Source organism: Rhodoferax sp. GW822-FHT02D07 (assembly GCF_058802405.1).
Genome location: NZ_JBXAOD010000005.1, coordinates 65,762 through 92,249, shown reverse-complemented (window position 1 = coordinate 92,249; position 26,488 = coordinate 65,762). Strand labels below are relative to the sequence as shown.

At 56.5% G+C, this 26,488-nt stretch carries 23 protein-coding genes and 3 pseudogenes; 17 read left to right on the top strand and 9 right to left on the bottom strand.

Annotated features, from left to right (window positions below; genetic code table 11):
- A complete protein-coding gene (locus AC1RNN_RS13020; protein WP_493089694.1) occupies positions 1–753 on the bottom strand; it encodes a restriction endonuclease in 753 nt (250 codons plus the stop codon).
- A gap of 378 nt (positions 754–1,131) precedes the next feature.
- On the opposite strand from AC1RNN_RS13020, the gene AC1RNN_RS13015 reads away from it, so the two are divergent.
- The 9 genes and pseudogenes from AC1RNN_RS13015 (at position 1,132) to AC1RNN_RS12975 (ending at position 13,223) form a co-directional block, all read left to right on the top strand.
- Positions 1,132–1,554: a helix-turn-helix transcriptional regulator gene (locus AC1RNN_RS13015; protein ID WP_493089695.1), complete on the top strand. Its 423-nt coding sequence runs from the start codon at positions 1,132–1,134 to the stop codon at positions 1,552–1,554.
- A gap of 984 nt (positions 1,555–2,538) precedes the next feature.
- The gene (locus tag AC1RNN_RS13010) at positions 2,539–4,686 is read left to right on the top strand and encodes a transposase family protein (protein ID WP_493089696.1); all 2,148 of its coding nucleotides are present in this window, start codon (positions 2,539–2,541) and stop codon (positions 4,684–4,686) included.
- Positions 4,683–5,618, top strand: coding sequence for a TniB family NTP-binding protein (locus AC1RNN_RS13005; RefSeq protein ID WP_493089697.1), 936 nt, complete (start codon positions 4,683–4,685; stop codon positions 5,616–5,618). The genes AC1RNN_RS13010 and AC1RNN_RS13005 overlap by 4 nt, the downstream gene beginning before the upstream one ends.
- Entirely contained in the window at positions 5,605–6,453 is an 849-nt protein-coding gene (locus AC1RNN_RS13000) for a hypothetical protein (RefSeq protein WP_493089698.1), read from the top strand. The genes AC1RNN_RS13005 and AC1RNN_RS13000 overlap by 14 nt, the downstream gene beginning before the upstream one ends.
- Positions 6,454–6,473: 20 nt before the next feature.
- Positions 6,474–6,875: pseudogene (locus tag AC1RNN_RS12995) on the top strand (TniQ family protein); the annotation flags it as partial.
- A 273-nt stretch (positions 6,876–7,148) separates the two neighbouring features.
- Positions 7,149–8,018, top strand: coding sequence for a hypothetical protein (locus AC1RNN_RS12990; protein ID WP_493089779.1), 870 nt, complete (start codon positions 7,149–7,151; stop codon positions 8,016–8,018).
- A 377-nt stretch (positions 8,019–8,395) separates the two neighbouring features.
- Complete coding sequence (locus tag AC1RNN_RS12985) at positions 8,396–10,741, top strand: AAA family ATPase (RefSeq protein WP_493089699.1); 2,346 nt, start codon at positions 8,396–8,398, stop codon at positions 10,739–10,741.
- A complete protein-coding gene (locus AC1RNN_RS12980) occupies positions 10,738–12,606 on the top strand; it encodes a UvrD-helicase domain-containing protein (RefSeq protein WP_493089700.1) in 1,869 nt (622 codons plus the stop codon). Before AC1RNN_RS12985 ends, AC1RNN_RS12980 begins: the two co-directional genes overlap by 4 nt.
- 62 nt (positions 12,607–12,668) lie before the next feature.
- A complete protein-coding gene (locus tag AC1RNN_RS12975; protein ID WP_493089701.1) occupies positions 12,669–13,223 on the top strand; it encodes a hypothetical protein in 555 nt (184 codons plus the stop codon).
- A gap of 35 nt (positions 13,224–13,258) precedes the next feature.
- On the opposite strand, the gene AC1RNN_RS12970 is transcribed toward AC1RNN_RS12975, so the two are convergent.
- From AC1RNN_RS12970 to AC1RNN_RS12945, 6 genes and pseudogenes are all read right to left on the bottom strand, one after another.
- A complete protein-coding gene (locus AC1RNN_RS12970; protein WP_493089702.1) occupies positions 13,259–13,819 on the bottom strand; it encodes a hypothetical protein in 561 nt (186 codons plus the stop codon).
- A 45-nt stretch (positions 13,820–13,864) separates the two neighbouring features.
- Positions 13,865–14,500, bottom strand: a complete 636-nt coding sequence (locus AC1RNN_RS12965) for a hypothetical protein (protein ID WP_493089703.1) — start codon at positions 14,498–14,500, stop codon at positions 13,865–13,867.
- 110 nt (positions 14,501–14,610) lie between these two features.
- Positions 14,611–15,084 (bottom strand): annotated as a pseudogene (locus tag AC1RNN_RS12960) (S1/P1 nuclease); the annotation flags it as partial.
- A 229-nt stretch (positions 15,085–15,313) separates the two neighbouring features.
- A complete protein-coding gene (locus AC1RNN_RS12955; RefSeq protein WP_493089704.1) occupies positions 15,314–15,982 on the bottom strand; it encodes a 3'-5' exoribonuclease domain-containing protein in 669 nt (222 codons plus the stop codon).
- A complete protein-coding gene (locus AC1RNN_RS12950) occupies positions 15,983–16,492 on the bottom strand; it encodes a hypothetical protein (protein ID WP_493089705.1) in 510 nt (169 codons plus the stop codon).
- A 59-nt stretch (positions 16,493–16,551) separates the two neighbouring features.
- A complete protein-coding gene (locus AC1RNN_RS12945; RefSeq protein WP_493089706.1) occupies positions 16,552–16,842 on the bottom strand; it encodes a hypothetical protein in 291 nt (96 codons plus the stop codon).
- Between the two features lie 163 nt (positions 16,843–17,005).
- On the opposite strand from AC1RNN_RS12945, the gene AC1RNN_RS12940 reads away from it, so the two are divergent.
- Positions 17,006–17,266, top strand: coding sequence for a helix-turn-helix domain-containing protein (locus AC1RNN_RS12940; RefSeq protein ID WP_493089707.1), 261 nt, complete (start codon positions 17,006–17,008; stop codon positions 17,264–17,266).
- Positions 17,267–17,428: 162 nt separating this feature from the next.
- Here the strand turns inward: AC1RNN_RS12940 and AC1RNN_RS12935 are convergent, their stop codons facing one another.
- Both AC1RNN_RS12935 and AC1RNN_RS12930 read right to left on the bottom strand, forming a co-directional pair.
- Positions 17,429–18,013 carry a hypothetical protein gene (locus AC1RNN_RS12935; RefSeq protein ID WP_493089708.1) on the bottom strand — a complete coding sequence of 195 codons (585 nt, stop codon included), beginning with the start codon at positions 18,011–18,013 and terminating at the stop codon, positions 17,429–17,431.
- Positions 18,014–18,267: 254 nt separating this feature from the next.
- Positions 18,268–19,149, bottom strand: a pseudogene (locus AC1RNN_RS12930) (YifB family Mg chelatase-like AAA ATPase); the annotation flags it as partial.
- Positions 19,150–19,397: 248 nt separating this feature from the next.
- Between AC1RNN_RS12930 and glnK the strand changes: the two are divergent.
- The 7 genes from glnK (at position 19,398) to AC1RNN_RS12895 (ending at position 26,443) form a co-directional block, all read left to right on the top strand.
- A complete protein-coding gene (gene glnK, locus AC1RNN_RS12925) occupies positions 19,398–19,736 on the top strand; it encodes a P-II family nitrogen regulator (RefSeq protein ID WP_094476942.1) in 339 nt (112 codons plus the stop codon).
- Between the two features lie 19 nt (positions 19,737–19,755).
- Complete coding sequence (locus tag AC1RNN_RS12920) at positions 19,756–21,270, top strand: ammonium transporter (protein WP_493089709.1); 1,515 nt, start codon at positions 19,756–19,758, stop codon at positions 21,268–21,270.
- 101 nt (positions 21,271–21,371) lie between these two features.
- The gene (locus tag AC1RNN_RS12915; protein ID WP_493089710.1) at positions 21,372–22,241 is read left to right on the top strand and encodes an aldose 1-epimerase; all 870 of its coding nucleotides are present in this window, start codon (positions 21,372–21,374) and stop codon (positions 22,239–22,241) included.
- Positions 22,238–23,149 (top strand): SMP-30/gluconolactonase/LRE family protein, encoded by a 912-nt coding sequence (locus AC1RNN_RS12910; protein WP_493089711.1) that lies wholly within the window; start codon positions 22,238–22,240, stop codon positions 23,147–23,149. Before AC1RNN_RS12915 ends, AC1RNN_RS12910 begins: the two co-directional genes overlap by 4 nt.
- Positions 23,150–23,237: 88 nt before the next feature.
- Positions 23,238–24,389, top strand: coding sequence for a glycolate oxidase subunit GlcE (glcE, locus tag AC1RNN_RS12905; RefSeq protein WP_493089712.1), 1,152 nt, complete (start codon positions 23,238–23,240; stop codon positions 24,387–24,389).
- 12 nt (positions 24,390–24,401) lie between these two features.
- Positions 24,402–25,634: a glycolate oxidase subunit GlcF gene (gene glcF / locus AC1RNN_RS12900; RefSeq protein ID WP_493089713.1), complete on the top strand. Its 1,233-nt coding sequence runs from the start codon at positions 24,402–24,404 to the stop codon at positions 25,632–25,634.
- A 56-nt stretch (positions 25,635–25,690) separates the two neighbouring features.
- Positions 25,691–26,443 (top strand): FecR family protein, encoded by a 753-nt coding sequence (locus AC1RNN_RS12895; protein WP_493089714.1) that lies wholly within the window; start codon positions 25,691–25,693, stop codon positions 26,441–26,443.
- The last annotated feature ends 45 nt before the right edge of the window (positions 26,444–26,488 follow it).

Genomic DNA, 26,488 nt, shown 5'->3' with positions numbered 1-26,488 from the left:
TCAAGGCCTTGGCCGCTGCCGCGCCATAACCTGCTCACAGTGCGACAGCTTCTCCTCGATGGCTGTCAACATGGGGTTCAGTAGTGGTTCTATGGTCGCCGGGTTCTCAATGCGTCGAGGTATTTTGGGATCCATATGAGGCAGCGCAGCTTCGCTGTCGAAAGGATAGTCTCCACGGAAGGCTCGAACCAATACATCTGCAGCATAGTCGAGAACCCACGTAGCTGCGAATCCCACCCATCCCGTTTTCAAACCGTGCTCAATGCGAAGGGTTTTAGGGATGTTCCAGTAGCGCTCTCTACAGCGCTCATTCCGATCGAATAGGTCGCGCAACTTCATCGCAATGAAATCGCCGCTAGCGGATGACTGCATACCAGCGAGGGACGTTAAGCGAACATTCGTTAGTGTGGAGGCCTCCATCGCGCCGCTCTGGAAGCCAGACTCGGAAAGCAAAATCCCCCGATCTGCACCAGTGTCTGCAACGATCTCACGCAATGCGAGGACGTGTAGCTTAGAAATGGGTGTCTTCCAGAGCTTGCACTCAACTAGCCACAGTACGTCAAACCCAGCGTGGTGAGACCGAACTAATACATCAACATCATGAGTCGTCCGAACTCCGGCGATGCTAACGTTAGTCGACGCAACAAGACCAAGTGAGCGGAAGAACGCCGCAGCCTCCTCTTGGTACTCACGCCAAGGAGTGTTGGCGGCAATGATGGCTGAAGGAGCAATTAATGCCCGGTCATCTGCCATCACACATCCTCTCACATTGTCCCAACGATCTGAGAATCGTCATCCTTCCTCCCCAAGAACCTCAGCCAGCATTCGCTCGCGCTTGCTTGTATGCAACTCATTGTGACACCGGTGAGTCGCTGCGCACTGGGGAGTCTCTTCGCATGTTCAGCTGTCTTCAATACTTTTGCCGCAAAAGTCGGGACTTCGTTAGTTTGGAATGCCGTCTTTTGACTTCCTTTCGCGCTAAAAAATCACCTAAAGCGAAGTCAGTCAAGTGCCTTGCTATCTGAGTGAAGGCAGGCTCGTGCATATGCATGAAATCATAATTTCCCGCTCGCGATCCGATTGAAATAGACTGCCAAAAACCCCCCCACATACTCCCACGACTAGGTTTCAATGAGCAGCCCCATAGCGATCTATTTACGAGACCTACGTCTGCAAGCAGGAATGACACAGCTTGAAATGGCGCATTCAATTGGGTATGAGCAGGCGTATGTTTCATCAATCGAGCTGAGTACCAAGAGTCCAAGTCAAGAATTCTTGAAAAAGCTGGAAATCGTGATGGAACTAAGTGTCGATGAGTGCCAGCAAATGGAGCTTGCGCTGAAGGCCTCCAGGAGACGGTTTGTGTTGCCACCGGAATCATCAACCAAGACGTATCTATTTTGCAATGCCCTGTGGGGCAAGCTAGAGCGGATTCACCCAGCACTATTGGATGCTATGTACCAGATGCTCAATGTCGAGGATCAAGTTGCGCAGCGCCCACGTTACCAGGCAACCCGCCTAAGACGGCGTAGTAAACAGGAGGCTGAAATGTAAAACGGGACAAACCTTGGCGGCTTGTCCCGTCTATGTAATCGCCGGAGCGATTGATACTAACCAGTGATAAGTCAGTATCGTGCAACGCGATCCCTAGGTCAAGACAACCCCCCGCACTTTCGCTTCTGATCGTCCGGCTCAATGCAGGCGATGGGTGTTCTAACCCCAAAAAATCGGCAGTTTTAAGTTAGTAGACCAATGGCGGATAGGCCAGGGACTACTCATGTCTGCTGCGCTCAAACCCACAAATTGAACCAAGTGCGAGTCTGCTCGGTTGCGACTCGCGACGGACGTTCGTAAAGGATCGATCATGCAAAACAAATTGCAGGAGCGGTTGAGTGCGCTCGCGCCTCAGTCTCGCAATAAACCACGGAATCTGGTGACCCGCAGCGGGGCTCGAGTCCGAGGCATACATCACTCCCATCGTTTCCAGACGCCAATGCCCTGGGAGACGCCCGAAGAGCGAACTGCCATAGAGGCGCTGGATGCTTCATATGGGACTCTTGGGTTGCTCAGTCAACCAGCACAGTTTGAGATTCCAAGCGAAGACGGCCCCTTTCTATATACGCCTGACGTGGCGGCCTTACGGGGAGAAGGCAGCATTTGGGTTATTGAATGCAAGCCACTTCAAGTTCTCCAGCAAGTGGAAGTGCAATGGAAGCATTGTGCGATATCGCTTTACCTGCTGAGCTGCGGTATGCATTTCATTGAATTGCCGAATGAGGTGCAACCGTGTACGGCGGTTCAGGACAACCTCCGAATGCTGCATCGCCCTGCAGGCACGGTCCAGTATCCCCGCGCGAAGAGAGAGGAGGATCGCAAGCAGATAGCTGCCACTTGCCCGAACACCTTTCGCAGAACTCGTTGCCCTCATCGGAGGCCAATACGCGGTCGCCGCTCTTGCCCACGGACTGATGCATTTTGATATCCATAAACCACTGGTAGCAGCCACACCTCTATTCACTCAATTTAAGGAGATCTTCGATGCAAGCAATTACATTCGCACCGGGCAATGGCGTCATGCTCATGGGCAAGGAGCACACGGTAGTGGGAGTTTCAGATAACGACCGGGTGCACTTGCGCACAGACGACAACATTGAGAAAACGCTGACGTTGCGGGCCCTACTGGGCCATCATTCAAGTGGCAACCTGAGCGCGTGCCCGAGGCGCAAGGAGCGCGGAAAAAGACCGCACAAAAAAGAATATCGCCGAGTCAAACTCGTAGCTCATCACTCAGATATTGCAATTCAACGAGGATTTCAGAGAAGAGAAATACTGAAATCCCTTGATCAAGCGGGCGTGCGTTTGCGTGACGATGATGAGAATTTCATGCGGGTTGTGAAAGCTGCTGCCGAACGTGTTGGGCTGGAGCGTCCGCCGTGTGCTCGAACACTTCTCCGGTGGCGGGACAAGTCTTACTTCTCCAATCAGAATGCCTCCACATTGATCCCACGGTTCGATGCGCGTGGCGGCAAGGGGGGCTGCAGGGCTACTGAAGAGATTCAGTTGCAGATGGATGAAGTGGTCTTCAACGAGTACATGACTACGGAAAAGATATGTGCGCAGAAATGCTTCGAAAAACTGTGTGCAAATATCGCGAAGCTAAACGAATTCCGACCCAAAGAAAACCAACTTCGGCCCCCATCACTGAACACATTCAAACGCTGGATTAAGAGTAAGCCTGCCTATGACCTTTATGCCTCGCGCCATGGCAAAGACGCGGCGGATCTGAAATTCCGCAGTTCAGGGCGCAATCCTGAGGAATGGGGATTCATGGAGTGTGTCGAGGTAGACCACACGGTGCTGGACCTGATGGTGGTGGACCCGGAACGCGGGCTAGTGCTCGGGCGCCCACGTATTACCCTGTTCATTGAGTGGTCCACGCGTGCTTGTGTCGGATTCACTGTCGGGTTTGAAGGCACGTCTACTCAAACCGTGCTCGAATGCTTACGGTCGGCCGTGAGTCTCAAGGACTATGTTCACGAAGCGTACGACAAGGTAAAAAACGATTGGCCGTGCTGGGGATTTCCAAGGTATTTGAAGCTGGACAACGGGCCTGAGTTCCATAGTGTGACGTTTCGTGAAACGATGGCAGCACTGGGGATTGATCTTATCTACTGCCCTCGGAAGAAGCCTTGGTTTAAGGGGCGCGTTGAGCGAGTCATAAAGCGTTTGAACACGGACCTTATGGCGACATTGCCAGGCGCAACTCTGACGCAGCTGTATAACCGAGTCACTGGCAATGACCCCTCTGAATATGCAGTCATTGACCTCCAGACCTTGCGTCATATTTTGCATATATGGGTCGTGGATGTTTACCATCAAGAAAAGCATCGTGGCATCAAGACAACGCCACATAAAGCGTGGGAGCAAGCGTTTGATCTAACGCAAGTGGCATTGCCATCCGATATGCATTTACTCGATGTTCTATGCAGCGAGACTGAAGTGCGCACGATCTTCCACTACGGCATAGAGATCTGCGGTGAGCGGACTTTCAATAACCCCGCGCTACAAAATATTCGACGCCTGCGGCAATTTGATGATTACATCAAAGTCAAAGTGCGCTATCGCCCCGACAAGTTGGAAAAAATTTGGGTCTATGACGACTCCATGGAAACATGGATCGAAGTTATGAACTCGAATCCTGAAACTCGCGACTTGAGCGAATTCCAGTTAGCGTTGGTCCACAAAATTCAACGTGAAGAGGCCCACAAAGGCAACGTGATTAGTGTCGTGGAAGCACGTCAACTGATGAAAAGTATGGCCGAGCTCTTGCTTCGAGCCAAAACACAGCGTGCTCGCAAGAAGGCATTGAAGCTGCTTGGTTGGACCACGGACGTTGAGGTCTTGACGCCCAAGAAACTGCAGCAACCGCAAATTGCGATGGAGGACGATGATTCGCGGGAAGAGTCGCCAACCGCAAAGTCAAAAACGCGTTCCGGAAAAAAGAAGTTGCCAAAACAGGGCGTGCGCAATCCTAAGCCGAATTCCGAGTCTTTGCCAACGTTGGGAACGTTCCCCCCAAGTGCGCCCGCAACAGAGTCAGGTCGCAAGGCAATATATGAAGGGGAGCTACCTGCATTTCCCATCACGGGTGTTCACTCAGCAACTTCGCCATGGAGGTCTGTATGAGCACGGCCACCACAAAGGCTCGCCAGGGTGTGATGGAACACCCCCTGTACCAATCCGTACTTGCACGGATCGTACGCTGTCATCAATCAATCAGTCGCAGAGGGTTTCCAGAAAATCTGCGCTTAGTCGGCGTCTCTGGAGTAGGCAAGACGACCTTGCTTACTAGCTATCGCGATGCCCATCCCAGGGTGATTCATGACGAATACACCGAGATTCCCGTTGTCTATGCAGAGGTGCCTGCGATGCCAACCAGCAAGCAACTGGCCATCAATTTGCTGAAAGGGCTTGGATGCTCGGACCTCGCCGGGACAGCTCCGCAACTCTGGGAGCGCTTCATTACGTTGTGCAAAAAATGCGGGGTGACGCTTCTCATCATTGATGAGGTGCAGCACTTTGTTGACAGAGGAAAACTCTCTACCTATTCGGCAACGGCCGATTTACTCAAGCAGCGATTATCGGAGCTAGGGCTTCCCGTGATCATGGCAGGCGCACCTCGGGCAAGGTTGTTATTTGAAGCAAATAACCAGTTGCGCGGCAGATTCAAAGCGTCCGCAGCGTTTCACCCATTTCGCATGGGAACCGTTGCTGAATTTGGATACTTCCAAACTGTTATTTCGACACTAACCCAAGACTTCTCCGAGGCTACCAGACGCTTTCTGATCAGCGAAAACTTGGTCGAACGCTTCTTTTACGCCACCGACGGAATCTTTAGAAATCTGGTGGACTTGATTGATGGCATACGTGTCCTCCATTCTGAAGATGCGCCATGCAATTTGAATTTGATTTCCACTGCTTTCCGCGAAACGATCTACGCTAGTGCAGACCAGGCAAACAATCCTTTTTCGTCAAAGTTTGAGATGCGCCGCCTAGTTGAAGTCGGAGAGCCCTATATGCCGAGTCCATTGGATGGAGACAACCATGCCATTTACTGAGCTATTTGTGAGGCCGGGGAAGCACAAGTGGGAATTGTCGGTGGCCTATTTGTTTCGATTGGCGTATCTAAATCGAACAAACTATCCCCGCATCGCGCGCTCTGTCTTCCGGCAGCATCAGAAGACTAGGGTTGAAGAGGACCTGTTCCGACCTCCGGTGCAATACGGCATATTTCATGAAGGCTTGGCTGCGATCGGGCGTTCCTTCGGGGCAAAGGTTAGCCGTCCAGGCCGTCAAATTTGCCCACTATGCATCAGCGATGAGCACCCTGATAGTCTGAACACGGAGAAGCATCCCTATTTGGAATACTGCCTAGTGCACGGATGTGCACCCGTGAGTGAATGCCCGGCGTGCCGTGTAGAACTGCGGTACGGTTGTGGTTCCTATGCGCAATGTGAATGCGGTTTTGAACTTGCTTTGGCCAGGCCAAGGTTTGCGGATAGCAAGGTGCTCAGCCTCTATAAAGCAGTTGCGACCCAGATCCCTTTGGGAATAAAGCATCTGCACTATGAACTGGAGCAATCTAGCCTCATCAGCATTCACGGAAGGTTGCTGTCAACTTGGCGGCATTTCTGGCGTGAACACTTGCCTCGCTCGGTTCATGAAGATCCAGAAATGGCCCGGATTTATCCCCCTGTCGGACAGCGCTGGGAGACGGCGTGGAACACGCTTTCGGCAGAAGCAATTATTGAGACGACTGGTCGTGAACCTCCCCCACGGGGAGACCCGATGTCGTTGTTGATGGCCAATGTGCTTGCTTTGCGGATGGGCGAGACACCGATTTGGAATACTGATCGGGTGTCCATGCGCGAAGTCTGCATTGTTCGAGAGTAGCTTCTCAAAGAGTCGACGGCATGCTCCTTATCCGTGGGGAACCGCTTGCAGGGGAGTCGTTGTCCAGCTATCGGCAGCGAATATGGATGCGCAATGGATATCGGCTGTTTCCAGTGTTCCATCCGGAATTGCGGCGTACAGATCCTGACCTTCAGAGCCGGAGTCAAGTTTTTGATGCGGTTGCACAACAAGTGGATAAAAGTACTGACATGGTTGCCGCGTTGAGTTTGCGTGCACATCCTCTTTTATCCGCCCAAAATTCTGCTGCACGATTAAATTTCCCACGCTGGGTGGTGCTTCTGCAATACGCACGTAGTGGCGTCGGAGCGGGGTCTATGTTTTGTCCTAAGTGTCTTTTGCATGACGAGGAGCCCTACTTTCGCGCAGCGTGGCGACTGTCTGTCAATTTGGCCTGTCCCCTGCATCAGGTGCAAATGTTGGATCGCTGCCCTGCTTGTTCCTTTCCGGCTTGGCCCTACGCTGCCGCAAGTGCATCGGGTTTCTTTTTCAAACAACTAGATCTGGATCAATGCCCGCGCTGTCTTTTCCACTTGCGTGAAAGTCCATCAATCCCAGAAGACGGTAGCGAGTTGCTCGCATGTTCTCAGGTTGTTGCGTCCGGGAAATCATCGTGGTCCAGCGGACCATTGGAAGCAATGCCTATTCATGAATTTTTCGGGGGAGTACGAGGAATCATGAATGTTGCACTCAAGACGCGCTCGCGACGCAAAGTTATGGGGAGTGAGGCATTTGGCGGTGTAGTCGCTGAGCTCAATCAAAAAGGGATAGAGCGAACTTCATTTGATCGCCTTGATGTTCGTTGCCGGCGAAAACTGATATCGAGCGCCTGGTCGTTGATGGATGACTGGCCGAACCGGTTTCTTGAATTCGCGCATCAAACCGAATTGACGGCCGTTGACTTCTCAGAAGAACGGGATACTGCTCCGAGCTGGTTCATGCGGACAGTTGATGACCATTTGGGCCAGCCTGGTCGTTCAGTTACGGCGGCACGCGTCGAAATGGCCATTCAACTCTTGTCTCACCAAGGGCGCCCAGTCAATGCCGAAGCTGTCGGGCGAATGGTTGGGTCGCGAGAGGCAAAAGCTGTGCAGGCGCGCTTGAGTAAGAGGAGAACGGCCACTGTGGACGAGCTCGTGGAACTGATTGCAGGACTGCAGCGATATATGGGTGAGTGCACCTCACGGCGGGAAACAGCGCTTTTTGTCCGAGCGCGAAATGTTGTAACCGTAGGAATTGCCATCTTGGGTCAAATGAGTATGGAAGATGCCATGGAGGTAAAGCGTGCGGACTTGCAGAGAATCGTTGCGCCTGCCCAGTGCAATCCCATCCTGAGTCGTTACTTGAGACCTGCCGTGGAGATGGCGTTGAACACCATGGCACCATTTTGGTCCGACAGAGCCGTAGGGGTTGACGAACCTTTCTTTGTTCCCCATCGCGGTTCAGCACGCAATCTTCGCGGTCCTCAGGAGGCACTACGCCTTGCGATGAAGGGTCTTGATAGCCGACTTTGGCGGGGGCATTGGGTATTTTTCGAGCCCAAATGAATCGTGTTGGGCATGGTTTCCGTGTTGCATTCTCCAAAAATAACCAATCGTCTCCCCGGAAATTGCCGACCAGTCTGCTCGTCTTGAGCAGTGCCATTGGTGAGGATCGCCCAATTGCCAGGCCCGCAATGGCGGCGTTCGACCTAAAGCGGAAGTTGGACTGCTTGCTGTGAATGTCCTCATGGCAACAATAGCTTCCCGTCGTCACTCATGTCGTTCGGAATGGCGGCGGACGCAGATTCAAATGGCTAGGCGCCAAGGCGGCGACAGGATCGTGTCTTAATATCTTGTTAGATCCAATGCTCTACGGAAAGAATCTTCTTGAAGGCCGGCTCGCTGACCAAGGATTTTCCGAATTGGACATACAGGGAGACATCATGCACATTCAACATGTCGAGATCGGTAATTTCCGGAAGCTTCAAGCCGTTCGGGTGGACTTCGCGGAGGAAACCACGGTTTTTGTCGGTGCGAACAACAGTGGGAAGACGTCGGCCATGGTCGCACTTCGTCACTTCCTTATTGATCGAACTGACTTTTCGATCAATGACTTCACCTTGTCCAACTGGGCCAAGCTTGATGCGATGGCCGCCGAATGGGAGACGCCTGTTGCCGGAAAGGAAGATTCAGAGTTCGATTGGGGTGGCATTCTGCCGCACCTCGATATCTGGTTGAATGTCCCGACAGAGGATCTTCACTATGTTCAGAAAATCCTTCCCTCTCTTAATTGGGCAGGGGAATATATCGGCGTTCGTCTGCGCTACGAACCCAAGGACATAGCTGCCCTAAAGCAAGAATACCTGGCGGCCAAGCTTGCCGCAGCATCGGTCATGGGTGCTGCGCTGGCTTCGGCAGAGGGCTCCGCCATTACAACGCCTCAAGCGGAAGGATTCGCTTTGTGGCCGAAGTCAATGATGGACTACCTGTCGCTCCGACTACGGTCTTCCTTTGAGGTTAGAGCGTATCTTCTTGATCCTGTAAAACTTGCGATACCGATAAAAGGTATTGCTTCTCCTCAAGCCCTTCCAGTTGGCAGTGAGCCAATCGAAGGAGACCCGTTCAAGAAAATCATTCGTATTGATGAGATCAGCGCACAACGTGGATTTGGATTTGTTAAAGCCTCAAATCGAGGGGACGATCCACAGGAAGATGGGGGCTCGCGGGGCGGCAAGAAGCTGTCCAGCCAGCTTCGAAACTATTACAGTCAACATCTGGATCCGTTCGATCAGCCCGAGCCGAAGGACATGGAGGCTTTGCAAGCACTCCATAGCGCCCAAGCCGCTTTTGGCAAGCGTCTAGCGACCAGCTTTTCAACGGCTCTGAAAGAGCTTGAGGACATTGGCTATCCCGGGGTCACTGATCCGAAGCTCACAATCACGACAAGTATCCAACCAATCGACGGCTTGAACCACGCATCTGCGGTTCAGTACGAAGTCCCCACACACCTCAAGGAAGCGGGCGGTTTTGCACACCGTCTTCCTGAAGACTCAAATGGACTTGGATACCAGAATCTGGTCTCAATCGTCTTCGCGTTGATGAGCTTCCGCGACAAGTGGATGAAGGTTGGCAAGGCTTCCAAGTCAACCGACCCCGAAGGAGTTCTCACTCCTCCGCTTCATTTGGTCCTGATTGAAGAGCCAGAGGCGCATTTGCATGCGCAGGTCCAACAAGTTTTCATCAAGCAAGCCTATGACGTTTTGCGCAAACACGACAAGCTCAAGGGCGCAAAAGATTTTTGCACGCAGCTTGTCGTCAGCACACACTCAAGCCATCTCGCGCATGAGGCTCACTTCGCTTCCTTGCGGTATTTTCGGCGGCTTCCCGTCAAGGCGGTGGGCGGCTCCGTGCCTGTGTCATGCGTAGTCAATCTGTCCGAGACCTTTGGAAGCAAGGACGAAACGAGCCGCTTCGTCAAGCGATATCTCAAAGCAACGCACTGCGACCTGTTCTTTGCCGATGGCGTTGTGTTAGTTGAAGGGCCTGCCGAACGCATTCTTGTCCCGCACTTTGTTCGCAAGCGTGATCAATACGAATACCTGCGCCGTTGCTACATCACCTGGCTTGAGATCGGCGGAAGTCACGCACACAGATTGAAGTCGTTGCTTGAGCAACTTGGATTGAACACCCTGATCATTACAGATCTTGACGCAAAGGATACGACTGGAGCGGCGGTCCCCCCTGTGCGAGGTGCAAGTCTCAAGGCCCGCAATGAGACGCTTAAGACTTGGGTTCCTGCGACAGAAGACCTTGACACACTGCTCGACAAAAAGCCCGAAGAGATCGTCCTTAACGACCCAAGCGGCTATGGCATTCGCGTCGCGTACCAGCAGCCCATCGCAGCCAAGTTCAAATCCAAGGATGAGAAAGAGGCACTTGCCAATACGTTTGAAGATGCTTTGGTCTATGAAAACCTAGCCCTGTTCCAGAAAATGGAGGGGACGGGCCTGATGGGGCGGATTCGTAAAAGCCTTGATGCGGCCGCTGATCTCGGCGATCTCGCCGCGCGAATGATTGCTGACTTGGCAAAAGGCGGTAAGGCTGAATTCACTATGGATCTTCTCGACAGCGACGAGATCGATACGATGAAAGTCCCGACATACATTGACAATGGATTGCTCTGGCTGGCGGCGCAGCTTAAGCGCAAGGAAGATGGTATCTCAGGCAAGGCCCCTGAACCAGCGAAGGTGTTGGAAAGCGCTGCCGTAACTGCGAAAGCAGCCGCATGAGTCCCCAGGCAACCGTTGCCAGCGCGGATACCGCTGATGCTCATGTTGATGAAGAAATCGCGGCTTGCTTGAATCTGGACACTCCGAAGAGTTTCTTCCTTTTTGCTGGAGCAGGTTCTGGGAAGACACGCTCCCTTGTGACTGCGCTACAGCACGTGCAGAGGACTCTGAGTGAGCGTCTCCGGATCAAAGGAAAGCGTGTCGGGGTCATCACTTTCACGAATGCGGCCAGTGACGAAATCAAAAGACGGCTGCTGTTTGATCCGCTGATCGATGTTCGCACAATTCATAGCTTCGCCTGGTCTCTGATCGAAGGCCTTAACCATGACATTCGTGAATGGCTGCAAGTTGATCTGGTGGAAGACATCGCGAAACTGAACGTGGATGAAGCCAAGGGTCGAAAGGGGACGAAGGCATCGACGGATCGTCTCAGAAAAATTGAGTCGAAAACTAAGCGCCTCCAAAACCTGCCAAACGTCAAGTCATTTACGTACAGCCCGACCGGGGACAATCGCGGGCGTGATGCTTTGAATCATGCTGAAGTCTTGCAACTGACGGCGCATTTTCTTCAGACTAAACCTGCTATGCAGAGTATCCTCACGGGCCGCTACCCCATCCTGCTCATCGACGAAAGCCAGGACACCAACAAGCATCTGATCGATGCGCTCTTCGAAGTTCAAGCCAAATTTAAAGACAAGTTCCTTCTTGGCCTCCTCGGTGACATGATGCAGCGCATCTATAACGACGGGAAAGAAGGCCTGGGGCAAGGACTCCCTCCAGATTGGGCGACACCCGGTAAGCAGCTCAATTACCGTTGCCCAAAACGCGTCATCGCGCTGATCAACAAGGTCCGTAGCTCGACAGACCAACAGCGTCAGCAACCCATCGCCGCCGCTGTTGATGGCGTCGTACGTCTCTTCATTCTGCCGAGTGATTTGCTAGACAAGCCCGCCATTGAGCAGAAGATCGCAGCTTATATGTCGAGGACGACGGGTGATGAAAAGTGGAACGAACCCAAGGCGATCAAGACCCTCACACTTGAGCATCGGATGGCAGCATCACGTTTGGGCTTCCTTGAAGCATTCTCTCCGCTCTATGACGTGGAGGGCTGGCGTACCAGCTTCCTCGAAGGCACCCTGCCCGTATCGCGATTTTTCTCAGACCAAGTGCTTTCGCTCGTGAATGCTAAGCGGAACAATGATCACTTTTCTGTCGCTCGCATTGCCAAAGCCTATTCCCCGCGCCTCACTCAAGAGGCTTTGCGCAAGGCCAAAGACACCCAGGAACACCTCAAGCAAGTCAATGCTTCCGTTGACGTATTGATGGAGCTTTGGAAAGATGGCGCAAATCCAACTTTGCTTCAAGTCCTGCGCTGCGTCGCAGAACACAATCTCCTCGAAATTCCTGAAGCCCTTCAAGCCAGCGCGTCAGAGGCAAGTGCTGAAGCCGCTGCTTCCGATAAGGATGAACGCGAGGACCGGCAGACCGAACGAGCGCTTGCCATTCAAGCCTTCTTAAATGCACCGTTCTCTCAGATCGGACCAATGATGGAGTACCTCTCGGGGGACGCGCATTTCGACACGCATCAAGGCGTGAAAGGGCTTGAGTTTGATCGGGTCATGGTCATCATGGATGACACCGAAGCTAGGGGGTTTTTGTTTAAATACGAAGACCTGTTTGGCGGTAAAGCTGCGGGCGAAAAAACCGTTGAAAGCACCAAGCGACTGTTCTATGTGACGGCAAGCCGGGCAAAGGAAAGTCTCGCACTCGTTGCATATTCTTCAGCCCCAGGCCGAGTGCAAAACTTCGTACTTCAGGAAGAGTGGTTCAGTCCCGAGGAAGTTGTTGTCGGCGTTCCCCCTTAACAGCTATTCAGCGCCTTCTCCCAGCTCACGGATGTTGTCGCATTTAATTTGTGAGGCAAAGAATGATCGCTTGTATTGGTTGGGGCTCCTTGGTCTGGGATCCCGGCGTACTCCGTTGTATTGGTGACTGGAAGTCCGATGGCCCCGAACTTGCCATCGAGTTCGCAAGAGTCTCGAAAAACGGTCGGTTGACGCTTGTCTTGACTCCTGGTGCTCAAACGGTGCCAACGCTCTGGACTGAGGTGGACTACCAGTTACCGAAAGACGCGCAATCAGCTCTCGCTGAAAGAGAGGGCTCACCCATCCACGCGATTGGACTGTGGCCGGGCCCCTCCCCTCGACATGCTGTTGGAGCTGATCGCATCGCGTCATGGGCGGCAGCTCGGAACATTGATGCAGTTGTCTGGACCGCTCTTCGCCCGAGGTTCGCTGCTCAAGATGGCATGGCACCTGTTGATTCAGCAGCTGCTATTGAGTATCTCAAGGGGGTCGATGCTGACACCTTGGCCAAGGCCCTTGCGTACATCAAGGGAGCTCCTGCACAGGTTCGCACGGGATTTCGCGCAGCTTTTGAAGCGGAGTTTAAGTTGGAGAACATCAACGGAACGCCTCAATAAAGGCGGATATCCAATCGATCGTGTGGCCGACAACGTTACGACACTGTGTTCTGATTCTTGGACCTGAACAATTCGTCCAGATTCGGTACGACATGGGTGTCGAGATGGTCAACCATCCGCTGATTCAGGTGATGCGCACCGGGCAAATCTATTCCCGCCTGTCGTGTCCATTCGCGGATTAGGCCAAGGAACACCATGGACAGGGCTTCACCGTCCTCAAGGAACTGCAGCAGGAACGCCTTCAGCTTCGCGCGGCCTTCTTCAGAATGTAGGTCAAGGCCGCCTGGTAGATCGTGCAGTCGATGTGCGATGAGGTTTCGATTGTCGAGAAAGCGCTCGAATTGGTGGTCGAAGGTGGGGTGTAAGTCCACCCTTTTTCGCAGTGTTGTCAGCAGTTGTCCAAGCGTGGCTTTTGAACGCCTCCCGAGCAACGCATTGAGCTGCTCGACCGTCTGTAGAGGCTGGTCGCGTAGTGGAAACGTCAAGCAACTACTCATCAATCGCTCGATACTTTGCCCGGCAAGGACAGCAAGACCCAGGGTTCTCAAGACTTCGTCCTGCGCGGGCTTGTAGCCTGACTGCACATCATCTTTCATTGCATCATCTTTGTTTTCAGTTTCACTCCCAGGGAGGCCGGGCCCTCACTTCTCAAGAGGAAGGGATGGAAGACTTGAAGGTGGGTACAGCTTTCTTGGTAAATGCCAAAGCAATAAATAGGTACTTCCCATCAACAACGTGACGACTAGCGTCACCCATATTCCGAACATCGTGTTGTCAAAAACAAACTTGAGGAGTTGCTCCTCCTTTGAATCAGGGGCATGAAGTGCACGGTCTACAGGAATGGATCTTATGTAATGAGAAACATCATTCCTCATGGCTCCATAGGCTGATTTTTGAACTAGCTTTTCAACGCGCTCCGGCGGCTGATGCAATGAATGCTGTTGAAATTTAAGTGTCGCATCTTCGCAGTACCACTTGCTAAGAGGTAGCTTTTCTTTTGTTGATTCGATGCAAAGAGTAAGCGCGTCCAGCGCAACCTTGTACCCGTTCTCCTTTACTAAATACTCAACGTCATTCAAACGAACCTTGGTTTGCTCCCAACTGCCTTTTTGCATGACGTACAGATAGAGCACCATTCCGAGAGGAATACAACATATCAATGCTACTGCCAGTAGTCTTCGAAGACTGGAAGAGAGAAACCAGAGAAGCACAGCTTTTAGCTTCTCGATTCTGGCGACTGCAAAGGCAATTTTTTCTAGTATTTCTTTAACGGACATTTAATCAACTTCAATAGAAATGAGCGGCTTACCGGGTGACCTGTAATTTTGTTGCTGCATGCAACCTAGGTGCGGGTGTCGTACTGATTTCAAGCACTATGACGCCTCGCTCATGGCCACACTCCATTAAGAAGCTGCGCCAGCCGGCTACCCGCCTGCACCAAGCGCTGTCGTAGTGTTGCCTCATATTGCTTGGCGTACTCGGCGCCCACAGTACGGGATGGGTAGAAGCCCTCCTCGGCCACGATGCGGCAGGACTCTTCTGCAGCTTGCTTCGCACTCCAGCTTTGACTAATTCCCTTGGCACTTTGTAGCAACGAGTCATCCCACCGCACATCTTTGCTTTCAAAGTAACGGATCATTCCTGTATCCCAGAAAGCATGCAGGTTGCTGCCGCGCATGAAGGCCTGCAACTGATAGGAGTTGCCTCCACGGTCGTCTCCCCAGCCGGCATGCAATGGCTGGTGCACATCACCTACCAAGTGCACAAGGTACTTCAGGGCACTGAGTTGCTCCTGGGCATCCCTTGAAGTGCGCAGCAATTCCGCTTGCCGCTCAATTGCGGACACGACGCAGCGCCCAGCCGAATCACTGAGCTGATGGACAAAATCATGCTAGAAAATATACTGTACAAAAGAACAGTATACAGGCGGTACTGTGAAAACGGCTGAACTCAGCCCGTCGGGCAAGTGAGCTGATCTGGCCCTACCTTGCTATTTTTTAAAGCAGGTGGAATTTAGAATTGATAAGCATGGCGACACTGAATGCCATCAGGCGTTGGGTACTACGGGCGGAAATGTCCAACCACTTACATCACCAGCCGCCACCATCCCACTTGAATTCGGATTTCGGGTTGAGTGTGAGACGCGCGCCTTTTAGATCCCCCTTCCCGACCGCCAGAAGGCTGCGAGGATCACGGCGTCCGGCTTTGACCTCTTCTGCATCCTTGCGCAGACGCGCTTTGAGCATAGGCAACCCGCCCTCGTCCCGAATGTCACCGCCTGATGTGTACCAAGCTTGTCGGTTGGCCAAGGCATCGTCCAGGGCATGGTGGCGACGTAGTCCGCTGGCAAACGCCGCTTCACGCGCCGCCTCAAATGCATCGAATGCGTACAGGTAATCCGTCGTCAGCAGCAATGAATCGCGGGCAAGGTTTTGCGGCCAACGCTGCTTCAAAAGGGTTTCAATCCAGAGCCAGTCAGATTGCAATGAGTCTGTTGCCAGCATCATGGGCACACGCAATCCCTTGATCCACGCTGCGAGGTGCTTCTTTAGTGTGACCATGGAGAGGCGGGATGCACCGCCTTCAAGGTGAGGAATGACTTCTCTTTGGGTGAATTCACTCGCGTCGGAGGGTTTCCATGTATCGGACGGTTCGGCGTAGAACTTGTGTTCACCCGATTCGTCCACCAAGCCGATGGACATAAGCTTGGCGTCCGGGGTTAATCCGGTGAATTCAGTGTCAACAAAGAGGCGGTCCATTTATTGAATCCTCCTGATGGGTTCCATGAAGACCTTCCAGGCCCTGTAACCGGCCATCAGTCCTCGCGCATCAGCCAGCGCATGGTGCGGGGGCCAGTCATTTGAATACACAGCATTGAGCGCTTTTTCAAATACAGGATGGGTGATGATGTGACTGGCGAGATGCAATTTATCACCCACATTGGGTGGAGCTTGCCGATGGGATGCACCCAACCAGGCGTCTTCCAATAGCAGCCAATCACCCTCAAAATCAAAAATGAGCGTGGCGGGCTCAGGCAGGCAGTCAAACCAGGTGCGCAGTCGTTCCGTCAATTCTGGTTGTGTGCACGCGGCTCCGGGTACACGCCCCAGCAGCGGCAAAACCTCCTGGCACACAAAGTCGCTGCAATCCTCACGCCGGTAGTCGGCGCGCTCTGCATAAAACTCGCATCCATCTTCTGCCACCAAAGCAAGGCTGATAAGGCCATGCTTCGCAAAGTCCGTGAACTCGGTGTCAAGGAAGACCAGCATTTTTAGATTTTGGCTTACGGCGCCTGCCCTATATGGGAATCTGTTATTGAAGTCGTCCGTCAGGACGGTTCCTTCTTCAGATTTCCGATAAAGGGGAAGTCCAACGATCCATCATCATGGCCTTTCAGGATGAGTGTTCCTTCTGGACGGATTATTTTGACGTCCTTGCCGTCAACCTCATAAGGCCACTCAACAGCACCCAGATAGACCGCTTTGCCATTGGGTTTCAGGGTCAAGACAACTCCTTTCATGCCAGGCGCGTCGCTGCGATAGGCGCCGGCTAGATCACCTTTGCCGCAGGCGGTCAGGGTAAGTGCAAATATTAGTGTCGATGCTGCAAAGATTCTCATGAGTCCTTCCTTGGGGTTGCGTTTAGATGGTCGCCACATGGCACCGTAGCTGCTGCGTTAATTGTGCCTGCATTTTGTTATCTATAGACACGTGTCTTTAGACTACATAAAACAGATAGTGCAGACGATGCGACCCAGCCGCAATGCACTTCTTCTACAGGCCTTGGGCACTACCCTCAAGGAGCGACGGGGCGAACTTAAGCTCACGCAGGAAGACGTGGCAGGCGCTGCGGAAATTGACCGCCCGTTTATTACGTTGATTGAGTCGGCCGCGAAGCAGCCGACCATTAGTGTGTTGTGGCGACTAGCGATGGCTGTGGAACTGACACCTGCAGAATTCATCGCCCGGGTGGATCAGCGATATCAGGACATCCGTGCGGTAGCCGTTTCGCCTGGTAAGGGTGCCCGCACAAAGAGCAATTGATCACCGCGCGATGAACGCCAGTTGTTGGCGTTTTAGTGGGTAGGCCTGTCTTCTTCTATACCCAGGCGTCGCTGTTTGAAAGTCGTGAGTGTGTTTAGGTCGCTTAGACAAGAGCCAGGTGAACGGCCGGATGCCGGTTCGTGTAAATCGAAATCTTCGACGTCATGGGTGGCAATCCCTTTGCCGCATTTCAGATTTGCCACTTGTGTCAACAACTGGTTGGTCTATGACGAAAGTCTTACGGTCAACGTGATAGCTATAAAAGCACTCAGATTTGAATAAGATTTTCTGGTCACTAGCATTGACTGCCTCAATCTTCAGTACGTATTTGGGCTCGGATATGTAAGCTGCAGGGTGGGTGTTCACCGCGCCAGGGTGTGCTTCTAGCTTGAGCACGTGTCGATAAGCGCTTTTTCCGGCATCCGATTTACTCAAGCCAATAATTTGTGACCTGTACTCGCACGGATAGAACAGTGGACGCTCACTTGTTCCATTGATGCAACCAAGATTTGTGCTCGCCTGCAAAAAATACTGAAGATTGCTCTTACTAGTATTGAGAACTTCTAATTCAAATGAGGTTTGCCCTTCGGTTATTTCCAATACGGGCAAAGCACCTGGTTGAACCAGAACGGTCGGCTCGTAATCCACATTGCGTTGGGACCAAGAAAAAAAGAGTGAAACAGCGCTCATTGCAAGTGCCATCAGTGAGATCAGTGTTGTAACTACATTAAAAGCGCGCGTATTCATGGGGCAAATAGTGTCTTGATTTGGAAGGCGACCTGCACGCTAGCAGCTCAGCGCCAGTCCCGGCATTTACTTCGTTTCCCGAATCAACGTGTTTGTCCAACCGGCGCCTGCGGTTTACACGGTGACAATAAATTTGATGCGTTGGTAGGTATAGGACAAGAAGTTTGGACGGTCTGCACAACATAGACCCAAATTTGTTGTCTAAGCTATTGATCACGCAGGAGGTGTTGAGACAGTAACTTTAGATGCCTACATCCAACCAAAGCGGCCGCGGTGGCTGTATGGTGCGGCGAGCACGTAGGCCTGTGGCCCCAGCGCTCCATGGCAAAGCGCCCGCACAAACTGCCGATCGCTGCGCTTTGCAGGGCTTCGTCGGTGTCCATGTCGGGCAGCAGCCCGGCGAAGCGCTGGGCCAGCATGGATTTGCCGGAGCCCGGAGGGCCTACCAATAGTAGCGAATGCGCGCCCGCCGCGGCAATTTCCAGGGCCCGCTTGGCGCCGGCCTGGCCCTTGACGTCGGCCATGTCGGGTCCGCGCAGGGTCAAGCCGATGGGGGCACCCTGTACGCGCACCCAGCCGTCCGGGTCCTCCGGCGCGGCGGGGGCATCGTCTGCCGGAGGCGGTGCAAAGTGGCGAACCACGTCCAGCAGGTGGCGGGCGCGCACCACATGGGAGTCCGGCACCAGGGCTGCTTCTTCGGCGCTGTCGGGCGGAAGCACCAAACGGGTGCTGACCTGGGCGGTGCGCAAGGCCAGCGCCATAGCCAGGGCGCCGCGCACCGGCCGCAGCGCGCCGGACAGGGACAGCTCGCCCGCAAACTCGTACTGGGCCAGTGCGGCGCCATCGATCTGCCCGCTGGCCGCCAGAATGCCCAGGGCGATGGGCAGGTCCAGCCTGCCCGAGTCCTTGGGGAGGTCTGCAGGGGCGAGGTTCACAGTGATCCGCTTGTTGTGGGGGAACTCCAGTCCGCTGTTCTGGATGGCGCAGCGCACGCGTTCACGGGCCTCTTTGACCTCCACGTCCGCCAACCCCACCAGCCCGAAACTGGGCAGGCCGTTGGCCAAGTGCACTTCTACCGTGACCTGCACCGCTTCCAGCCCCAGCAGGGCGCGCCCCTGCACCAAAGACAAGCTCATGACCCTTGCTCCCAAAACGGTGCGCTGCATCGCAGTGCATGCGCAGTAATTGCACTAATGTTGTGCATGCTGTATTTATATACAGTTATGTTACTCCAGTGCGCGTCTTTTGGCGAGTTGTCCCTGCGATTTGCAGGTTGTTTCACTTGGCACGCCTTCTGCTTTATCGAGTTATCTCCAGACCCATGGAGAGGCAGACCAGCCAGACCCGGTGTCTGTTTCAACTGTTATCAAGCTGAGGTGAAAACATGAAACTCGTAACGGCCATCATCAAACCGTTCAAGCTCGATGAGGTGCGAGAAGCCTTGTCTGGCATTGGTGTGCAGGGCATTACCGTGACCGAAGTCAAGGGCTTCGGCCGTCAGAAGGGCCACACAGAGCTGTACCGCGGTGCAGAGTACGTGGTGGACTTCCTGCCCAAGGTGAAGATTGAAGCGGCGATTGACGACGCTTTGGTGGACCGCGTGATCGAAGCCATCGAAGGTGCAGCCCGCACCGGCAAGATCGGCGACGGCAAGATTTTTGTCTACAACTTGGAACAGGTTGTGCGCATTCGTACCGGCGAAACCGGCAAAGAAGCGCTGTAACCAGAAAGAGAGCTCAAACATGAAAAAACTGCTTGCCTCCCTGGCCTTGGGCCTGAGCCTGCTGGGCGCGGGAACCCTTGCCTTGGCACAGGACGCTAAACCGGCCGAAGCCCCCGCTGCTGCCGCGCCTGCCGCTGCCGCTCCCGCTGCTGAGGCGGCTGCTGCCCCCGCGGCCGCTGCTGCTGCCGCACCGGCTGCTGCGCCCGCCGCCGCACCTGCTCCCGTTCCCAACAAGGGCGACACCGCATGGATGACCACGGCCACGGCCCTGGTGATTTTCATGACCCTGCCTGGCCTGGCCCTGTTCTACGGCGGCCTGGTGCGCAGCAAGAACATGCTGTCCGTGCTGATGCAAGTCTTCGTGGTCAGCGCCCTGATCTACGTGCTGTGGGCCATCTATGGCTACACCCTGGCATTCGGCGGTGACGGCACCTTCATCGGTACGCTGGACAAGCTCTTCCTCAAGGGCATCACGCCTGATTCCGTGGCTGCCACCTTCAGCAAGGGTGTTGTGATTCCCGAACTGACCTTCGTGGCATTCCAGGCAACGTTCGCGGCCATCACCTGCGCCCTGATCGTGGGTGCTTTCGCCGAGCGCATCAAGTTCTCCGCCGTGCTGGCTTTCAGCGTGCTGTGGTTCACCTTCAGCTACCTGCCCATGGCCCACATGGTTTGGTACTGGGCCGGTCCTGACGCGATCTCCGACGCGGCTTCCCTGGAAAAAGTGGTTGCTGCTGCCGGTTACCTGTGGGGCAAGGGCGCGCTGGACTTCGCTGGCGGCACCGTGGTGCACATCAACGCCGCTGTGGCCGGCCTGGTCGGCGCCTACGTGGTGGGCAAGCGTATCGGTTATGGCAAGGAGTCCATGGCTCCCCACAGCCTTACCCTGACCATGGTGGGTGCCGCCATGCTGTGGTTTGGCTGGTTCGGCTTCAATGCCGGCTCCAACCTGGAAGCCAACGGCCTGACCGCCCTGGCCTTTGTGAACACCCTGCTGGCGACTGCTGCTGCAACCCTGGCCTGGATCACCGGCGAAGCCCTGACCCGTGGCAAGGCCTCCATGCTGGGTGCTGCGTCTGGCGCCGTGGCTGGTCTGGTGGCCATTACCCCCGCTTGCGGTTTCGTGGGCCCCATGGGCGCCATCATCATCGGCCTGATCGGCGGCTTCCTCTGCCTGTGGGGCGTCAACGGCCTCAAGCGTCTGCTGGGTGCTGACGACACGCTGGACGTGTTCGGCGTGCACGGCGTGGGCGGTATCGTCGGCGCGTTGCTGACTGGCGTGTTCGCAGCGCCTTCCCTGGGTGGCACTGGCGTGTACGACTACGTTACCAACGCTGTGGGTGCTGAGTACTCCATCGGCAGCCAGGTCTGGATCCAGGCCCAAGGCGTGCTGGTCACCATCGTGCTGTCCGGTGTGGTCTCCTTCATCGCCTTCAAGCTGGTCGACCTCGTGATCGGTCTGCGCGTCAGCGAAGAAGAAGAACGCGAAGGTCTGGACATCTCCAGCCATGGCGAAACCGCTTACAACCGTTAATCCGGTTACGACCTAGTTTCAATTCTTCTTGAAACATCGGCCCGGCAGGACTTAGCTCCCGCCGGGCCTTTTTTTGCCGGTGCGCGGTGCACAATCCCGGCATGACTTCCCTCCTCACCCTGCGCCACGGCGAATTGCGCTGTGACATCCAACCCGCATTGGGCGGCAGCCTGGCCGGCCTCTGGTTGGGCGCCGAGCCGGTACTGCGCCCTTCGGTCAACACCCCGGCCCCCATGCCCGCACGCCAGTCTGCCAGCTACCCGCTGGTGCCGTTTTCCAACCGCATTGGCGAGGCCCGGCTGCAATGGCAGGGCACCGGCCACCCCCTCATCAAGAACAACGAACCCGAGCCGCACGCTATCCACGGCGTGGGCTGGGAGCGACCCTGGAGCGTGCTGGAATCGTCCGACACATTTGCGCTGCTGTCGTTCGAACACCGTGCCGATGCCTCCTGGCCGTTTGACTTCGACGCTTCGCAGGCCTTCAAGCTGGAGGCGGGCGCCCTGGAGATGACGATCTCCATCACCAACCAGTCGCAGGTCGCCGCTCCGGTCGGCCTGGGCTGGCACCCGTACTTCAACAAGCGCCCGGACACGCGTGTGCAGTTCCGCACCCAGAATCGCTGGGAAATGGGCACCGACAAACTGCCCACCCACCGCGCGCCCCACAGCGGCCTGGACCAGGCCACGGCGGACCTGACGGTGGACCACTGCTTTGATGGCTGGGATGGCCTGCTCACGCTGGAGGACAGTGTGCTGCTCGTGCGCGTGCGCTCGGCCTTGAGCCGCGTGGTTGTTTTCACCACGCCGCAGCGCGACAACATTGCCGTGGAACCCGTGAGCCATGTGAACAACGCACTCAACCTCATGGCCCAGACCGACGCCAAGGCCGATGATCTGGGTGTGGTGGTGCTCGCCCCCGGCCAGAGCTTCTCTTGTGAAATGCGTATCGAAGTGGAGCGTGCAGCATGAACTGGCAGCCTCTGAGCCAAGACACCTTCGAACTTGGCGAATCCCCCTTCTGGCACCCGCAGGAGCAGCAGCTCTACTGGGTCGACATCCCCGGCAAGGCGCTGTTGCGCGCCAATGTCTATATGGGTACCGTGCAGCGCTGGGACATGCCGACCGAGCCCGGCTGCATCGCACCGGCCGCGTCGGGTGGGCTGGTCATCGCACTGCGCCACGGCGTGTTCCGTGCGCGCGAGTGGGGCGGGGCACTGGAGCCCATCACCAAATTGCCCTACGATACGGCCGTGGTGCGCGCCAACGACGGCAAATGCGATGCGCTGGGCCGCTTCTGGGTGGGCACCATCGACGAGCCCAAGGCCGGCCGCGTGGCAGCCCTGTTCAGCATCGACTGCCGCCGTGGCCTGCCCGAGGTGGTGCAGCACGCGGGCGGTGCCCTCACCGGCAACGGCCTGGCCTGGAGCCCGGACAACCAGACCATTTACTGGTCCGACACGCCCAACCACGTGGTCTATGCCTGGGACTACGACCTGCAAACCAACACCCTGGACGGACAGCGCACCTACCAGCAATGCGCCCCCAAACCCGCGGGCTGGACCTTCGAGACCACCAATTACGCAGGGCGCCCCGATGGTGCGGCCGTGGATGTGCAGGGCAACTACTACGCCGCCATGTTCGAAGGACGGCGCATCTGCAAGTTCGCCCCCGATGGTGCGCTGCTGGCCGAGATTCCGGTGCCCGCCCAGTGCCCCACCATGCCCTGCTTCGGTGGTGAAGACCTCCAGACCCTGTACGTGACCACCGCGCGCCACGGCCGCAGCGCGGCCGAACTGGCGCAGATGCCGCTGTCGGGTGCGGTGTTCTCCATGCGGGTGGACGTGCCCGGCCTGCCGGTGAATTTCTTCGTGGATTGAGTGGTGGGCCTGCGCCGCCAATTTTTTGGTGGCGCTTGCACCAAAAAATTCACGCCCGGCGGCGGGGTGGCGCCTTACCATCGGCGCCATGCAAGCCGCACCCTCTCTCCAACGGTTGCTGGACCAGGTCCGCACCGCCATTGCCGAGCGCAGCCCGCTGCAGATCCGTGGTGGCGGCAGCAAGGACTTTGTGGGCACCATCCAGCCCGCGCAACTGCTCGACACGCGGGCGCACACTGGCATCCTCGACTACGCGCCAAGTGAACTGGTGGTGACCGTGGCCGCCGGTACGCCGCTGGCCGAGCTGGAAGCCGCGCTGGCCGGGAAGGGCCAGTGTCTGCCGTTCGAGCCGCCGCATTTCGCTTGGTCAGGGAGTGCCAATATTGCCACCGTCGGTGGCATGGTCGCCAGCGGCCTGGCCGGCCCGGCACGCGCCACCGCAGGCAGCGTGCGCGACTATGTGCTGGGCCTGCAGTGCATCAACGGGAAGGGCGAGCACCTCACCTTTGGCGGCCAGGTCATGAAAAACGTGGCGGGCTACGACGTCTCGCGCCTCATGGCGGGCGCCATGGGCACGCTGGGTGTGATCACGCAGGTCTCGCTCAAAGTGCTGCCAATTGCGCCTGCCGAAGCCACGCTGGTGTTTGGCCTGGACCAGGCCAGCGCGCTGGAACATCTGCACCGCTGGGGCGGCGAGCCCTTGCCGCTCAACGCCAGCTGCTGGGTGCACGACCCCACGGCGCCCGGCGGCGGGCGCGACCTGCTGTTTGTGCGCCTGCGGGGTGCGGTGGCTGCCGTGGAAGCGGCTTGCCGCCGCCTGCTGGCCGAGGTGCCGGGCGAACGCATGGACAACGCCCAGGCAGGCCCGGACTGGGCCCTGTGTCGCGACCAGCGCCTGCCCTTTTTTGCCGACGTGGATACGCCCGAGCTGGCGCTGTGGCGCCTGTCGGTGGCGCCCACGGCGCCGGTGTTGGACCTGCCCTGGGCGCAACTGGTGGAGTGGCAGGGCGGCCTGCGTTGGCTCTGGGCGCCGCAGCAGGCCGGTGCGCAGCTGCAGGCTGCAGCCCGGGCGGTGGGTGGTAATGCTACGGTTTTCGTAGCTGCTCGCGCAGATTCCACGAGGGCTGGATGCCAATTTGAAACTAAGAATGTGGCACGGGATGCCATCACCCGCCGCCTCAAAACCGCCTTCGACCCGCTGGGCCTGTTCAACCCCGGCCGCCTGTGCGCCGACCTGTGAGTCGCCCCCACCATGCAAACCCAACTCGCCCCCGAGTACCAGAACACCGCCGACGGCCAGGCCGCCGAAGCCATCCTGCGCAAGTGCGTGCACTGCGGCTTTTGCACCGCCACCTGCCCCACCTACCAGTTGCTGGGCGACGAGCTCGACGGCCCGCGCGGCCGCATTTACCTGATGAAGCAGGTGCTGGAGGGCCAGACGCCGACCCGTGCCACGCAGATGCATCTGGACCGCTGCCTGACTTGCCGCAACTGCGAAAGCACCTGTCCCAGCGGGGTGGACTACGGCCATCTGGTGGACATCGGCCGCAAGCTGGTGGACGCCAAAGTGCCGCGCCCCGCTGGTGAGCGCGCACTGCGCTGGACGTTGAAAGAGGGCCTCACCTCGCCCCTGTTTGCCCCTGCCATGAAGCTGGGCCAGCTCGTGCGCCCGCTGCTGCCGCAGAGCCTGAAGAACAAGGTGCCCGTGCCTCAGGCCGCCGGTGCCTGGCCCACACGCAGCCACGCGCGCCGCGTGCTCATGCTCGAAGGCTGTGTGCAGCCCGCCATGGCACCCAATATCAACACCGCCACCGCGCGCGTGCTGGATGCCGCCGGTGTACAGGTGGTGCGCGTACCCAAGGCGGGTTGCTGCGGCGCGGTCAAATTCCACCTCAACGACCAGGGCGGCGGCATGGCCCAGATGCGCGCCAATATCGACGCCTGGTGGCCGCTGGTGGAACAGGGCGTGGAGGCCATCGTGATGAATGCCTCAGGCTGCGGCGTCACCGTCAAGGACTATGGCCATGTGCTGCGCGACGACCCGCAGTACGCCGCCAAAGCCGCGCGCATCAGCACGCTAACGCGCGACCTGAGCGAACTGTTGCCGGACATGGTGCCGGCGCTGCAGGCCCGGCTGGGCGATGGTGCGCGCCAACAGCCTGCGCTGGTGTTCCACCCGCCCTGTACGCTGCAGCACGGGCAAAAGCTCAAAGGCGGGGTGGAAGCGCACATGGCCGCGCTGGGCTTTGCGGTGCGCATCGCCAGCAATGAGTCGCACCTGTGCTGTGGTTCAGCCGGTACCTACTCGGTGTTGAATCCAGAGATCGCATACCAGCTGCGCGACCGCAAGCTGGGGCATCTGGCGCCTGCGACGGATGAAGTCATCATCAGCGCCAATATCGGCTGCATCACCCACTTGCAAAGCGGCACGGTCACGCCCGTGCGCCACTGGGTGGAAGTGCTGGACGCCGCCCTGGTGGCCTAAATAGGGGCATTCACCGCATAATCTTGGGGTCTTTGACAAGTTGACCAGGGAAGCCCATGCATTCATCCGACGAGATTGACGACCCCCGCCGCCAATGGCTGATCCAGGCCCTGGCGGCCGGCGTGTTCGGCACCGCCTTCACCCAGGCGCAGGCCCAAGGCTTCAGCATCTTTGGCACCAAGCCCAGCAAGCTGCCGCCCGGCCAGTCCATCTACGGCATCTCGGGCGATGTGAAGATCAATGACCAGCAGGCCTCCCTGAGCACGCCGATCAAGCCCGGCGACACGCTGCAGACCGGCAAGAACAGCGAAGTCATCTTTGTGGTGAACACCCACTCCATGATTCTGCGTGGCGATAGCAAGCTGGTGATCGAAGCGCCGCAAACCCCGGCGCCGGACACCTCGGTCACGGGCTACGTCATTGGCGGCCTGCGCATGCTCACCGGCAAGCTGCTGTCGGTGTCGCGCAACTCGCCCATGGCGGTGCGCACCTCCACCTCCACGATCGGCATCCGCGGCACGGGCTTCTATGTGGAGGCCGATCCCGAGCAGACCTATTTCTGCACTTGCTATGGTGCCACCGAAGTCCAGGCCAATGATGACCCGGAGAGCCGCGAGCAGATCGTCTCCCGCCACCATGATCGCCCGCTGTACATCGTCAAGGACGGCGGCAAGGGCAAGAACATCCGCAGCGCCCCCTTTGTGAACCACACCGACCAGGAGCTGGCCCTGATTGAAACCCTGGTGGGTCGTACCAGCCCCTTTGTGTTCTCCAAGGACAGCTACAGCGGCCCACGGCGCTCGTACTGAGTGCGGAAGCAGCTATCAAAAAGGGAGCATTCGCTCCCTTTTTTG